The organism is Mesorhizobium sp. (assembly GCF_004962245.1).
Lineage (GTDB): Bacteria > Pseudomonadota > Alphaproteobacteria > Rhizobiales > Rhizobiaceae > Mesorhizobium.
In genome coordinates, this window is sequence record NZ_SUHQ01000001.1 from 101,323 (window position 1) to 113,982 (window position 12,660).

Below are 12,660 nucleotides of genomic sequence, written 5' to 3' on the forward strand. Positions count from 1 at the left end.
CTTTGGATGCAACGTCTTCATTGCAGCGGTCGGCGACCGGCCTTCTCAACCCGGCAGACGATCCGAAAACACCAGGCCCAATCGACGTTCAATGCGGCCACGAGACGGCACGCATGGCAATGGTGTCGGCAAGCAACACGGCAAAGATCGCGAAAAGATAGAAAATCGAATAGGCAAACAGCGCCTTTGCGCGTTTCATCTTCCACCCTTCAACCCAACTTTTGTCGGCCAGAAGCCGCCAGGCATTCCAGATGAAACCCGCGCCCAATGCGGCCGAAACAATCCCGTACAGTCCGCTCGCGAATCCGACAGCCCACGGGAGCACGCCGATTGGCGCCAGGATCAGTGAATAGGCGAAGATCTGCTTTCTGGTCGAAACCTGGCCGGCCACGTTCGGCATCATAGGGATGCCGGCCGCGGCATAGTCGCCGATCTTGAACAGCGCGAGCGCCCAGAAATGCGGCGGCGTCCAGAGGAAAATGATCAGAAACAGAACGAGGCTTTCAACCCCGACGGCGCCGGTGGCCGCCGCCCACCCGACCACCGGAGGAAGGGCACCCGCCGCGCCCCCTATGACAATATTCTGCGGCGTCGAGCGTTTCAGCCACATCGTATAGATGACGACGTAGAAGAAGATCGTGAAGGCCAGCAGCGATGCGGCAGCCCATCCCACCAGCACGCCAAGCGTCATGACCGAAAGTACGGAAAGCACCAGGCCGAAGCCGAGAGCTTCGCCTGGCGTGACGCGGCCTGATGGGATCGGCCGCTTTGACGTGCGCGACATCAACGCATCGATATCGGCATCGTACCACATGTTGAGTGCCCCGGCCGCTCCTGCTCCCACCGCGATTGCACCGATCGCAATCACCGCGATGACCGGATTCATCACCCCGGGCGCCACCATCAGGCCGACGAAAGCGGTAAAAACAGCGAGCGCCATGACACGTGGTTTCAGAAGCGCGAAGAAATCACTGACCGTCGCTTCCGAAATCTGGATACCGGTATCCTTGAGGCCGCTTTCCCGAGCCGACATTTCAGGCGACCACTGATGCAGGCAGGCAATCTGGCCGGCCCATCGGCCAGCGGAAGAGCCAGGTTACTTCCTGGCGGAAGAACCGGGTCATTTGGAGAATTGCTTCAGATAGGCGATGACGTTGGCGAGGTCCTCGTCCTTCTTGAGGCCGGGAAACACCATCTTCGTGCCTTTGATCATGGCCTTGGGATCTTTAAGGTAGGTCGTCAGCGTGGCGTCGTCCCATTTGACGCCGGATTCACCCGCCTCGGTCATGGCTTTGGAATATTTGAACCCCGGATGCGTGCCGGCCGTCCGGCCGATGACGCCGCTCAACGACGGACCGACCTTGTTCTGGTCCTTGTCCACGACGTGACAGACCTTGCATTTGGTGAAGACCTTCTCACCCGCGGCAGCATCCTGTGCCTGGGATTGGTTTGTGACAAAGGTCACAACGGACACGACGGCGAAAAACGCAGTTACGCGCATGGCATTTCCCTCCCCGATCGCCAAATCTGCCTTGGACGATCTGCGCCTGCCAACATTTTCGCCAGCATGCGCCCCTTGCACGAGAGGGCGGAAATTCCGCGTCTCCCGAATGGAATTGCGGCACCTACATACCACAGAATCTGGCTGGCAGATAGAAGAAGCCTACCAGCAAGATTACCCCGAGGGACGAAGCGGCTCGATCGGCGTGCGGTCGGAACGCATGCCGGTTAAAGGCGTTAGACCAGCTACGGTTCAGTGTCCGCAAGATCAAAGACCAGGGAAGCATCCATGAACGACAGGAGCGTCTTGGAGGTGCGCCACGGCACCCTCACGATCGACGGCGAGACGGTCTTTTACAGAAAAGCAGGTCCTGAGGCCGCGCCGGTGTTGTTGCTTCCGCACGGCTATCCCTGCTCATCTTTCCAATATCGCCGGCTGATGCCGGCGCTCGCCGATCGGTGGCGGACGGTCGCGCCGGATTTCCCCGGCTTTGGCTACAGTGGAACCCCCGATCCGGCACGGTTCGGTTACGATTTTGACGCCTATGCAACTTTCCTGGAGCGGTTCACCGACGCGCTGGAACTCGACAGCTACGCGCTATGGCTGCACGACTTCGGGTCGCAGATCGGCCTGCGCCACGCGATAGCGCACCCATCGCGGATCAGGGCCCTCATCATCCAGAATGGCGATATCTACGCGGATGCCCTTGGGCCTAAGTACGAAACGATCCGGCGCTTCTGGCGGGATCCCTCACCAGCGAACCGCGCGCCGCTCGAAAAGGCGGTGAGCGAAGACGGCTTTCGCGCCGAGTTCGTAGGCGAAGTCGATGACGACGTCGCCCAACGCGTTCCGCCCGATCTGTGGAAATTGCATTGGCCGCTGATGGATACGCCTGTGCGCCGTGCGCTTTCAGTCGGGCTGATGGAGAAGCTCGAGGCCAATCTCGACTGGTTCCCTCATTACCAGAGATACCTGCGCGAGCATCGGCCTCCGGCGATGATCCTTTGGGGACCGAAGGACGAATACATGCCCGAGCCGGCAGCACGCGCCTATCTGCGCGATCTTCCCGACGCCGAACTGCATTTGCTGAACGACGCAGGGCACTGGCTGCTGGAGACACATTTCGAGGTCGCCCTGCCGTTGGTGCGACGGTTTCTCGGTGAGGTCCTGCATTGATCGGCCCGCACGACACCGCAGCGGATTCCGCCATCGCCGGCCCATCCCATCCCAACGCATCGAGAGGAGCACTTCATGACCGACAACGCCACAATTGCCCGGATCTGGCGCGGAAGGACACGCCGGGATTTGGCGGACGCCTACGAGCCGTATCTACGCCGCGAAGGCATTCCACCGCTTCAGGAGAAGGCACTCGGCGTACAGTTGTTTCGCGAAGATCGCGAAGAAGAAACAGAGTTCGTGACGATCTCGTACTGGCCTGACGTCGAAGCCATGGCGAGCTTCACTGGCGGCGACCCGAACCAGATTCACCACCTGCCGCGCGACCAAGAGTTTCTCGTCGAACTGCCCAAACGAGTGACCGTGATGCGAATCCTCGTCAATCAATTGCCTCGCGCTTAGGCGGCGGCAAGCTGGGCAGCGATCAACGAAAAAGGCCGCCTCGGGGGCGGCCTTTCAAATTCAGCACAACGCCGTGTTACTCAGCGTCCTTGGCAGCCTTTTTCTTCGGCGCGGCCTTCTTCTTGGGCTCTTCCGCACCGTCGGCCTTCTTGGCGTCGGCCTTCTTGGCAGCGGCTTTCTTCGCCGGCTTGGCCGTCTCGGTGTCTTCGTCGTCGGCCATCAGCTCTTCCTTGCTGACCTTGACGTCGGTGACGGAGATCTGGCCGAGCAGATGGTCGACCACCTTCTCCTCGAATATCGGCGCACGCAGCGTGTTCAATGCTTCGGGATTGCTGCGGTAGAATTCGAAGGCTTCCTGCTGCTGGTTGGCCGGATAGCGGCGCACCTGCTCGAACAGGCCGCGCTGCAATTCCTCGTCCGACACGGTAACGCCGGCCTTCTCGCCGATTTCGGCAAGAACCAGACCGAGACGCACGCGGCGCTCGGCAAGCCGCATATATTCGGCGCGCGCCTCTTCTTCCGTCGTCTCCTCGTCGGCGAAGGTGCGGCCGGCGGCTTCCAGATCGCGGTTGACCTGGTTCCAGATGTTGTTGAACTCGGCCTCGACGAGCTTCGACGGCGCCTCGAACGAGTAGGCGGCGTCGAGCTGGTCGAGCAGCTGGCGCTTGACCTTCTGGCGCGTCATCGATCCGAACTGATTCTCGATCTGGGTGCGCACCACTTCACGCAGGCGCTCCAGCGACTCCAGGCCAAGAGTCTTGGCCATTTCATCGTTGATTTCCAGCGCCCCGGGCTTGGACACTTCCTTGACGGTGACGTCGAAGGTGGCTTCCTTGCCGGCAAGGTGCGCCGCCTGGTAGTTTTCCGGGAACGTGACCGTGACCTGTTTCTCATCGCCGGCCTCGCTGCCGATGAGCTGATCCTCGAAGCCGGGAATGAATTCCTTGGAGCCGAGCACCAGCGGCTGGTCCGTGCCGGCGCCGCCGTTGAAGGCTTCGCCGTCGATCTTGCCGACATAGTCGATCGTCACGCGGTCGCCTTCGGCGGCCTTGCCGGCCTTCGGCTCATAGGTGCGCGCCGATTCGGCGACACGCTGGACCTGCTCGTCGATCTCGGTGTCAGGCACGTCGAACACCTGACGCGTCACCTTGATGTCGGAGAAATCCTTGATCTCGATCGGCGGGATGATCTCGTAGTTCAGGCGGAACTCGAAGTCGGCGCCGCCGGCCAGGATCTTCTCGGCCTCCTTCTCGTCTTCGGTCATGATCACTTCGGGCTGCATGGCAGCCTTTTCGCCGCGCCCGGTAATGATCGAACGGGTCGAATCGTTGAGGATCTCGTTGACCACTTCGGCCATGAACGACTTGCCGTAGACCTTGCGCAGATGCTGCACCGGCACCTTGCCGGGGCGGAAACCGTTGATGCGGACCTTGCTCCTGGCGTCGGAAAGCCGCGCCATCAGCTTGGCTTCCATGTCACCGGCCGGCACGGTGATCTTGATCTCGCGCTTGAGACCGGAGTTGAGCGTTTCGGTGACCTGCATCATAAAACCTTTGTTTTCATCAATGGGGCCGCCAAACGGCTCCTGCCGTTTACAGCCTGCCGGTATGATCTCGCCGGGAATGGCTTTTGGTGCGGGACTTGGCGATTTGTCCGCCCAACGCGGGTCAAATCGTCCAAAAATACGCTCCAAAATGTGAATAAGTCTTTGTTTTTCCTACTTCTTATCACATCCTGCAGAAGCGGATCGTCGCGTCCCGTCACATTCGACACGCCTTTTGTCACAGGCGCGGCTAATTTTCAACCATCTTCGCGTCTACAGCGCCGCGCGTCCTCTTGGACGCGCAAAGGACGCTGTAGCACCCTGATTTTGGCGTATGATCCTTTCCGAAAATCGATCTTCGATTTTCGGAAAGGATCATACGCCGGCGAACGAACCCGATGTTGGCCCGGACATTGACAGAATGATGGCTACATGGGATTGCCGGACAGCGCGGATGTGGCGGAATTGGTAGACGCCCTGGATTTAGGTTCCAGTGCCGAAAGGCGTGGGGGTTCGAGTCCCTTCATCCGCACCACTTTGGTGGCCCTACGCCTCAAACACCTGCCTGATGAACCACTCACTCAAATTCGCGAGTTCAGGCCCCAGCACGCGGTCGTCACCGACCGGCGGCACGATGCTTCTGATGTCCGTGACGAACGACTGAAGCGCCGGTGGCGCCACGCGCTCGGTAACGTGCAATGCCTGCGAAGCGATCACAGCCAGCATCGCCATCGCGGCATCGAGGCAGCGGCCGGCGCGCGCTTCCTTCGTCCATGCGAGGAAGACCGTCGTTGCGACATCGTCCTGGCCGGCGCCAGCCGATTCGGTTCCTGGGATGAAAGTGCGCTGGGCCGCGAGTTTCGCCTGCTCCAGATACCCCGTGATCGCCATCGGCACATAGCCAACATTGCCGTGGCCGTCGCTGTCGCTCCAGTCCCGCCCGGTCAAAAGCAGATCGGGCAGCAGCGATACCTTGCCGTTCAGAAGCTTCGAGGCGTGGCGGTCGCACAATAGGCAGATATCGGCCCATATCGCCGCCAGATCATCCAGAGCGGGTGTTGCCATCGCATTGTGATAGCCGCCCGTGCTGATGCAGCGCCCGAGCGGATGCATGTCGTCAGGCGGGATATAGACCGGGTTGTCCGAGACCGAAGCGAGCGACACGGTGGCCGCCCGCTCGGCGCAAGCCAGCGCGCGATGCGCGTGCCCCAGGATGCGGGGGACGATACGGTAGCTGACTGGCGCCTGATAATTGCGGCGCCCCGTGCCGGCGCCGCCAAGAAACGCTCTCAATCCCCGCAGGGCCGCTGCTTCATGTTCATCGCCCCAAAGCGTGTCGAGCGCCGGGTCGTAATGTTCGAGCGGCGCGCGAAACGCTTCGATCGAAAGCGCAAAGACCTTTTCGACAAGACGAATGCGGCGGCGAGCCGCCAAGGCCGCGTCGGCCACGAGCGCGGCACCGCAGGGCGACCCATTGATGAGGGATCCCCGTTCCCTGACTTCCAGGTCGAAGCGCGTCGAAAGTTCCGCAAAGAGCGGATAGAGGGCGAGGATTTCACCGGCTCCGCCCTGGCCGGAGGATGGCACCATGGGCATGGGTCCGCCGTCCAGCATCGCGGCGACGGCGAGCGCCATGCGTGGCGTGGTCGCGGCATTTCCTTCGAGGAAATTCGCCAGGCGGGCGAGCACGATCGCCCTGACCACGCGATCTGGCAAAGGCTCGCCGAATGATGTGGCGGCTGCGAACGCCTTGATGCGCGCGTGGCGATCCCGCTCGCCAAGTTCGAGCCGCCTGCTCGCCAGTTCTCCCATGGCGGTGGTTACGCCATAGATGACCGGCGCGGGGTCGGTTTCAATAAGACGCAGGAACGACGCGCGACACTCTGCGATGCGCTGCAAGGCCTCGCCGCTGATTTGCACCGCGTCTTTTTTCCAGGCGACGCGGAAAACGGCGTCGAGATTTATGTCTTCTCGTGTCGTCAGGATAATTGTCATGTCTGATGCTGCCCGGACCGGCCATGCTGTCAAATTCTAGTAAAGCGGCTCCTCGAACAGCGTCTTGTCGCCGTCCATCAGCGCCTTGATCTGCGCGGTGCCGTTGGCCGCGATTGCGACGCGCACACCGAACGGCCGCACCCGCATGTCGTTCTGGATCGCCATCCCCTCGCCTTCCGGCAGATAGAAACGTTCGATGCCGTAATCCGGTGCAATCGTCGTGGCCGCGCTGAGATCCCAGCCCTCGGCCACATGCCCGACGATATCGGTTTCGTCGGATGCCGCCGGCGCCGGCGCTTGCCCGAACCAGGCCGCAGCCGCCCGCCAATAGCCGTCGGCCCCCTGCTTCAGCCTGACCACAATCGATGTGTCGTCACTGGACAGCTTGCCGGCCGGAACGTTTGCGATCAGCTTCACCGGTATGCGCGAAATCTCGTAGCCAAGGCGAACATAATCGCCGCGCAGCAGATCGCGCGGATCGATCGGTTCGACCCTCAGCAGCACTTGCTTGCCGTCGCGCAGGATCGCCGCCCGACCGGCGATGATCCAACTCAGGAAGCCGATCTGGATGAGCCCCAGCACCAGCGCCGAGATAATAAGTCTTTTACCGGTCATCATGCCGCCGCTCCTTCCACGTTCGGGGCCCTCATGCGCTTTTCCACGCGGATGATGACAAGGGCAAGGATGCCGAGAAGCACAGCGGCCGCAAGGAAGAAACCTGCCGTGCCGAGCATCGATTGCAACATCACCACATAGATGATGGCGAGTTCGAAGGCGAAGCCGGCATAGGCAACCCAGCGCAAGCCCCTGCTCTCGCGGCCGCCAAGCACGATTGCAGCGACAATGCCGGCAAGCGCAACGGCCGAGGCAATGGCAAAGCCGCTGTTGCTGCTTTCATCGGCCAGTTCGAACTGGATCATGGCCAGGCCGGTAAGAAACCCGATCAGTGCATGCAAGGGCAGACGGCCGCCAAGCTGCACGATCCTGTCGACGGGCTCGGCCGCGAAGACCGCGGCCGCGAAAAGCAGCGCCGACACGACGACGAGCGGGACAGCGACTTGCAGCGCTTCGTATTCCGTGGCCGTCAGCACGAGATAGAAGATGACCGACAGGATGATGAGGTGCCGCGCCGCCCGGCTGCGCGTCCAGAACGAAATGGCAAACAGCACCAGCGCCATGACGACGAAGAGGTGCGGAAATTCCGCGCGCCCGAAATAGTCGAACCCTTTCAGGAACAGCCAGGCGTCGGCAATGCCGACGGAAGCGATGGTCAGCGGGTTCGAGCGCAGCGCAACCGCCGCCAGGGCCGCGCCAGCGCCCCAGGTGATCAAGGCCGACGCCTCGTCGCCGGACAAATGATACATCTGGCCGATCAGCGCGATCGATCCGCCGAATGCCGCCGCGGCAACGATCCAGAGTGCCTCGCCGATCGCCGCATGGTCGCGGGTCTTCAGCACCGCGCCGCCGACATAGCCGGCGAGGATGATCGCGAAGAGCGCTGCCACCCGCGCCAGCCGCGGGATGGCTTCCCAATTGGCGGCGACGAAGATCAGGAGGGCGGCGCCAAACAGCAGCGCCGCCATCATCGCCAGGATCGAACCGAAGCTCAGCGATCTGCGTTGATTGGCCTCGACGTCGCGCGTCAGCGCGTCGGCCGTCGAGGCATCGATCAGGCCGGTCTGCAGCCATCGTGCGATATCGGCCCTCACCCGTGACGAATAGCTCGCCATGCCTTTCTCCCCCAGCTTGGTCTTTTTTTCAGCCGATCCGGCCAAACCGTTGACGTCACGGCATTTTCCTATTCGGGTTTATCTATGTCGAAGACGTGAGCGCGCGGTGATGGTGCATTGCACAATTTGCATTGCTGCCATGCACCAATAGCGCTTTTAAATCGATATGACCCCACCTATCTTCAGTGCGTACACAAAGACGGAATGATCCGAAAGAAAGACGAAACGAGAAATACCATGAACCTGATCCGCAACTACCGCAACTGGCGCCGCTACCGGGACACCGTTTCCGAGCTGAGCCGCCTGAGCAACCGCGAACTGACCGACCTCGGCATCAGCCGCAGCGACATCCACTACGTCGCCCGCAAGGCGGTCTAATCCTCTTCGGACCGCAAATGGTCCGAACCAGTTTTGAAAAGAGAACGACAATGAACCTGATCCGCAACTATCGTAACTGGCGCGTTTACCGCGACACCGTTAACGAGCTGGGTCGCCTGTCGAACCGCCAGCTCCATGATCTCGGTATCGTCCGCGACGAGATCAAGACCGTCGCCCGCAAGGCGATCTAGTTAAGGAATTTCGCCAGGGTCGACCTCCTCCCCGACCCTGACGGATACGGTCAGCCTTCACCTCCTCCCGAGGGTTGACCACAAAAACGGCGCCCGCCGCACCTCCTCCCGCGGCGGGCGCTGTTAAAAAAGGCGAAACGAGTTTCGTCCCGGGGTTTCGCCCCCCTTCATCAGGCGAAAGGAATTTCGTCAAAGCCGACCTCCTCCCCGGCGATGACGAATACGGTCGATCTTCACCTCCTCCCGAGGATCGACCAGCAAAACGACACCCGCCGGACCTCCTCCCCCGGCGGGTGTTGTTGCTTTTCGGGGTCGAAGCACTCTGAGAGCCGTTTTGGCGGGACGTCCCTGTCGTCAGTTCAGCGCACCGCTTTCCAGCACGCCCCGTTTCTTCCACTGGCTCAGCGGAAAAATGTCCGGTGCGCCGCCCATCGGCGCATACCAGGTATCCACCACCCATTCGGTGCCCTCGCGGTCGCTGATCACCGCCGTCCAATGGGGATAGCGCCCATCGACAAAAAGGCCTCGCGAGGCATTGCCCTCGACCTTGTGAAACCTGAGCAATTTTCGCTCGGCAAGATAGACCAGCAGCGCATGCGTGTTGGTCGATTCGTCGACACAATCCATCTGGCCCCTGATGCGCGATGCACCGAATTCCGACTGCGGCAGATCGCGAACGCCGGTGGCCCGGAAAATGCGCTGCTCGAAATAGCGGACAGCCTTCGAAATGGCGGAGCGCTCGGCTTGAGGCGAACCCGCGCCCGCACGCAGGATAGAGCGGAAACGCGCACCGTCGCCGGGGCCAAGCGCGAGTATCGTGCGGTAGTTGCAACTGTAGCCGTGGCATATGGGGATCCGCTTGGAAGCCGTCGCGGCCAGCTCGCCGGCGGCCGCTGATCCGCCCATGGCGATCACGACTGTCAGAAATGTCGCTCTGGCAAAGCCCCCAAGACTCCCGTCCATTCTTCGACAGTAGACGATTGCAGCACTTGGCGGCAACAGCGCGGCTAACTCGTGCAATTGCAATCGCAGCTACAAGAGATTATTTCGGCGCTCATGAACAAGAATCCCATTCACATCGTCGGCGGCGGCCTCGCCGGTTCCGAAGCGGCATGGCAGGCGGCCGAAGCTGGCGTTCCGATCGTGCTGCATGAAATGCGTCCCGTCCGCGGCACCGATGCGCACAAGACGGATGGGCTGGCCGAGCTCGTCTGTTCCAATTCGTTCCGCTCCGACGACGCGCAAACCAATGCCGTCGGCCTGCTGCACGCCGAAATGCGGCTGGCCGGTTCGCTGATCATGAGCGCCAGCGACGCGCACCAGGTGCCGGCCGGCGGCGCGCTGGCCGTCGACCGCGACGGATTTTCGCAAGCGGTGACCAGAAAGCTCGAAGCGCACCCGCTCATCACCATCCAGCGCGAGGAAGTGCCCAGCCTGCCGCCGGCGGACTGGGACCAGGCGATCGTCGCTACCGGCCCGCTGACCGCACCTGGGCTCGCCCAATCGATAGCGGAAGTGACCGGCGCCGATGCGCTCGCCTTCTTCGACGCCATCGCGCCGATCGTCCATTTCGACACGATCGACATGGACATCTGCTGGTTCCAGTCGCGCTACGACAAGGTCGGCCCCGGCGGCACCGGCAAGGACTATATCAACTGCCCGATGGACAAGGAGCAGTATCTCGCCTTCGTAGAGGCGCTTCTGGAGGGCCAAAAGACCGAATTCAAGCAATGGGAAGGCACGCCCTATTTCGACGGCTGCCTGCCGATCGAGATCATGGCCGCGCGCGGCGTCGAGACGCTGCGCCATGGGCCGATGAAGCCGATGGGGCTGACCAATGCGCACAATCCGTCGGTGAAGGCCTATGCTGTCGTCCAGCTTCGCCAGGACAATGCGCTGGGCACGCTCTACAACATGGTCGGCTTCCAGACCAAGCTGAAGCATGCCGAGCAGGTGCGCGTGTTCCGCACCATCCCGGGCCTCGAGAACGCCGAATTCGCCCGCCTCGGCGGCCTGCACCGCAACACCTATATCAATTCGCCGACGCTGCTTGACGCCTCGCTGCAGTTGAAGTCGCGGCCCGGCCTGCGCTTCGCCGGCCAGATCACCGGCTGCGAAGGCTATGTCGAAAGTGCGGCCATCGGCCTGCTTGCCGGGCGCTTTGCCGCCGCCGAGCGGTTGGGCCACGCGCCGGCGCTGCCGCCGCTGACCACGGCTTTTGGCGCGCTGCTCAACCATATCACCGGCGGTCATATCGTTTCCGACGACGAGCCGGGAAAGCGCTCCTTCCAGCCGATGAACGTTAATTTCGGCCTGTTCCCCCCGGTGGAAGCGCCGAAAGCCGAGGGAAAGCGCCTTCGCGGCAAGGACAAGACGGTCGCCAAGCGGCGCGCGGTGACTTCGCGCGCGCTGGCCGACTGCCGCGAATGGCTCGGACTGGCACCATTGGCGGTGGAAGCGGCGGAGTAGCAGTTGCGTAGCGCGTGCAGCCTTCAGGCGTCCGGCCAGCCTCGTGTCGCACGCCGGAACAGCAGCCAATGCCGGTGCATAGCCGAGAGGCGCGCCGCGCCGTCGAGAGGAAAATGGCGGCCACTTTCCATCTTGCCGAGATAGGCGCGCGACAAGGCCAGCGGCAGAAATGCCGGGCGCAACGAAACCGGCAAAGCCGACGCACCCTGCTCGAAAGCAGACAAGTGCTCCCGCGCCAGCGCGATCATCGCGGCGACAGCGCGTTGCGCTCCAGGCCCACCATCGCCTGCAACGAACGCCTCCGGCGACGACCCTGCCGCCGCCAGTATATCGGCCGGGACAAAGCATTGCCCGCGCTTGCGGTGCAGCGGCAGCAGGAGCAAAAGGCCGGTCATCGCCTGTGCACAACCCGCCCTGCCCGCAAGTTCGGCAAACCGCGGCGCTTCGACGGGATCAAGCACCATCGCCGCAAGCTGGATAAGTGCCGCTGCGGTCTCGCCGCAATAGCCCTCCAGATCGGTGCGCGACGGCATCGGGTCGTCATAGAGATCGAAGACGCGGGCTTCGAGCATGTTCTCGAACGCGGGTTTCGGCAGACGGTAGGCGGAAATCGTGGCCTTCAGAGCATCCGCGACAGGATGGCCGATGTTTGCCCCGTCGTCCTCGGCTACGATGACATCGCGCCACCATTGCAGCCGCACCTCGCCAGGCAGCGCCTCGCGGATACGGTCACGAATGCCCGATATCTCGGCATTGAAGGCATAAAGCGAAAAAAGTGCCTCACGCTTGTCTTCAGGCGCATAGAGCACGGAAACATAGCGGTCACGGTCGGCGGCTCGCACCGTTTCCATGACGATTTTAGCGTTTTCGCTCACGTCACTCGACGGCGATAAGCGCAGCGGCCACCGCACGGTTTTCCGCCAGAAGAACATTGTAGGTCCGCACGGCTGCGCCGGTCGACATCGGATCGGACGCAATGCCCGCCGCCTTCAGCGTGGTACGCAACGCCGCCGGCAACAGCCTGAGATCCTTGCCGGCACCGACCAGCAGGATCTCGACCTTGTCGGCCTCGTCGAGCAGCTTGGCGAAATCCGCCGCCGTCAATGCCAAGGGATCCGCCGGCTCCCAGCCGTAGATGCCCGACGGCAGGCACAGAAGCGAGCCGCGATGCGACATGTCGGCGAAACGGAACCCGCCATTGCCATAGGCCTCGATCGGCGCACGACCGGGGAAATGCGCTTCGCGGATGACGATGCCTTTTGCCACGGGCGCGGA

The 12,660-nt window shown here is 62.2% G+C and carries 14 protein-coding genes and 1 tRNA gene; 6 read left to right on the plus strand and 9 right to left on the minus strand.

What is annotated here, in order from left to right; genetic code table 11:
• Positions 1-88 precede the first annotated feature (88 nt).
• A complete protein-coding gene (locus E5X88_RS00490; protein WP_292157142.1) occupies positions 89-1,033 on the minus strand; it encodes a heme o synthase in 945 nt (314 codons plus the stop codon).
• A gap of 87 nt (positions 1,034-1,120) precedes the next feature.
• Entirely contained in the window at positions 1,121-1,501 is a 381-nt protein-coding gene (locus E5X88_RS00495; protein WP_292157144.1) for a cytochrome c family protein, read from the minus strand.
• 288 nt (positions 1,502-1,789) lie between these two features.
• Here E5X88_RS00495 and E5X88_RS00500 point away from each other — a divergent pair, with 288 nt between their 5' ends.
• Together E5X88_RS00500 and E5X88_RS00505 are read left to right on the plus strand one after the other, a co-directional pair.
• On the plus strand, positions 1,790-2,677 hold the full coding sequence (locus E5X88_RS00500; protein WP_292157146.1) for an alpha/beta hydrolase: 888 nt from the start codon (positions 1,790-1,792) through the stop codon (positions 2,675-2,677).
• Between the two features lie 75 nt (positions 2,678-2,752).
• A complete protein-coding gene (locus E5X88_RS00505; RefSeq protein ID WP_292157148.1) occupies positions 2,753-3,079 on the plus strand; it encodes a hypothetical protein in 327 nt (108 codons plus the stop codon).
• A gap of 76 nt (positions 3,080-3,155) precedes the next feature.
• On the opposite strand, the gene tig is transcribed toward E5X88_RS00505, so the two are convergent.
• Positions 3,156-4,622: a trigger factor gene (gene tig / locus E5X88_RS00510; protein WP_292157621.1), complete on the minus strand. Its 1,467-nt coding sequence runs from the start codon at positions 4,620-4,622 to the stop codon at positions 3,156-3,158.
• 450 nt (positions 4,623-5,072) lie between these two features.
• Here tig and E5X88_RS00515 point away from each other — a divergent pair.
• Positions 5,073-5,157 (plus strand) — tRNA-Leu (locus E5X88_RS00515).
• Between the two features lie 11 nt (positions 5,158-5,168).
• Here E5X88_RS00515 and E5X88_RS00520 read toward each other — a convergent pair.
• The 3 genes from E5X88_RS00520 to E5X88_RS00530 are packed head-to-tail and all read right to left on the minus strand — an operon-like array spanning position 5,169 to position 8,347.
• Complete coding sequence (locus tag E5X88_RS00520) at positions 5,169-6,617, minus strand: aromatic amino acid lyase (RefSeq protein ID WP_292157149.1); 1,449 nt, start codon at positions 6,615-6,617, stop codon at positions 5,169-5,171.
• A 36-nt stretch (positions 6,618-6,653) separates the two neighbouring features.
• Positions 6,654-7,235 carry a GDYXXLXY domain-containing protein gene (locus E5X88_RS00525; protein ID WP_292157151.1) on the minus strand — a complete coding sequence of 194 codons (582 nt, stop codon included), beginning with the start codon at positions 7,233-7,235 and terminating at the stop codon, positions 6,654-6,656.
• The gene (locus E5X88_RS00530) at positions 7,232-8,347 is read right to left on the minus strand and encodes a DUF2157 domain-containing protein (RefSeq protein ID WP_292157153.1); all 1,116 of its coding nucleotides are present in this window, start codon (positions 8,345-8,347) and stop codon (positions 7,232-7,234) included. The genes E5X88_RS00525 and E5X88_RS00530 overlap by 4 nt, the downstream gene beginning before the upstream one ends.
• Positions 8,348-8,584: 237 nt before the next feature.
• Between E5X88_RS00530 and E5X88_RS00535 the strand changes: the two genes are divergently transcribed.
• Together E5X88_RS00535 and E5X88_RS00540 are read left to right on the plus strand one after the other, a co-directional pair.
• Complete coding sequence (locus tag E5X88_RS00535; protein WP_006335194.1) at positions 8,585-8,725, plus strand: DUF1127 domain-containing protein; 141 nt, start codon at positions 8,585-8,587, stop codon at positions 8,723-8,725.
• 50 nt (positions 8,726-8,775) lie between these two features.
• Positions 8,776-8,916, plus strand: coding sequence for a DUF1127 domain-containing protein (locus E5X88_RS00540; RefSeq protein WP_006203482.1), 141 nt, complete (start codon positions 8,776-8,778; stop codon positions 8,914-8,916).
• A 354-nt stretch (positions 8,917-9,270) separates the two neighbouring features.
• Here E5X88_RS00540 and E5X88_RS00545 read toward each other — a convergent pair whose 3' ends face one another.
• Entirely contained in the window at positions 9,271-9,822 is a 552-nt protein-coding gene (locus tag E5X88_RS00545) for a hypothetical protein (RefSeq protein WP_292157157.1), read from the minus strand.
• A 150-nt stretch (positions 9,823-9,972) separates the two neighbouring features.
• Between E5X88_RS00545 and trmFO the strand changes: the two genes are divergently transcribed.
• Positions 9,973-11,385, plus strand: coding sequence for a methylenetetrahydrofolate--tRNA-(uracil(54)-C(5))-methyltransferase (FADH(2)-oxidizing) TrmFO (trmFO, locus tag E5X88_RS00550; protein WP_292157159.1), 1,413 nt, complete (start codon positions 9,973-9,975; stop codon positions 11,383-11,385).
• Between the two features lie 23 nt (positions 11,386-11,408).
• On the opposite strand, the gene E5X88_RS00555 is transcribed toward trmFO, so the two are convergent.
• Both E5X88_RS00555 and E5X88_RS00560 read right to left on the minus strand, forming a co-directional pair.
• The gene (locus E5X88_RS00555) at positions 11,409-12,260 is read right to left on the minus strand and encodes a phytoene/squalene synthase family protein (protein WP_292157161.1); all 852 of its coding nucleotides are present in this window, start codon (positions 12,258-12,260) and stop codon (positions 11,409-11,411) included.
• A gap of 1 nt (position 12,261) precedes the next feature.
• On the minus strand, positions 12,262-12,651 hold the full coding sequence (locus E5X88_RS00560) for an Mth938-like domain-containing protein (protein WP_292157163.1): 390 nt from the start codon (positions 12,649-12,651) through the stop codon (positions 12,262-12,264).
• Positions 12,652-12,660: the final 9 nt, after the last annotated feature.

Coding starts and splice junctions, on each gene's coding strand:
- E5X88_RS00490 (WP_292157142.1), bottom strand. CDS start 1,033: ATGTCGGCTCGGGAAAGCGGCCTCAAGGATACCGGTATCCAGATTTCG.
- E5X88_RS00495 (WP_292157144.1), bottom strand. CDS start 1,501: ATGCGCGTAACTGCGTTTTTCGCCGTCGTGTCCGTTGTGACCTTTGTC.
- E5X88_RS00500 (WP_292157146.1), top strand. CDS start 1,790: ATGAACGACAGGAGCGTCTTGGAGGTGCGCCACGGCACCCTCACGATC.
- E5X88_RS00505 (WP_292157148.1), top strand. CDS start 2,753: ATGACCGACAACGCCACAATTGCCCGGATCTGGCGCGGAAGGACACGC.
- tig (WP_292157621.1), bottom strand. CDS start 4,622: ATGCAGGTCACCGAAACGCTCAACTCCGGTCTCAAGCGCGAGATCAAG.
- E5X88_RS00520 (WP_292157149.1), bottom strand. CDS start 6,617: ATGACAATTATCCTGACGACACGAGAAGACATAAATCTCGACGCCGTT.
- E5X88_RS00525 (WP_292157151.1), bottom strand. CDS start 7,235: ATGATGACCGGTAAAAGACTTATTATCTCGGCGCTGGTGCTGGGGCTC.
- E5X88_RS00530 (WP_292157153.1), bottom strand. CDS start 8,347: ATGGCGAGCTATTCGTCACGGGTGAGGGCCGATATCGCACGATGGCTG.
- E5X88_RS00535 (WP_006335194.1), top strand. CDS start 8,585: ATGAACCTGATCCGCAACTACCGCAACTGGCGCCGCTACCGGGACACC.
- E5X88_RS00540 (WP_006203482.1), top strand. CDS start 8,776: ATGAACCTGATCCGCAACTATCGTAACTGGCGCGTTTACCGCGACACC.
- E5X88_RS00545 (WP_292157157.1), bottom strand. CDS start 9,822: ATGGGCGGATCAGCGGCCGCCGGCGAGCTGGCCGCGACGGCTTCCAAG.
- trmFO (WP_292157159.1), top strand. CDS start 9,973: ATGAACAAGAATCCCATTCACATCGTCGGCGGCGGCCTCGCCGGTTCC.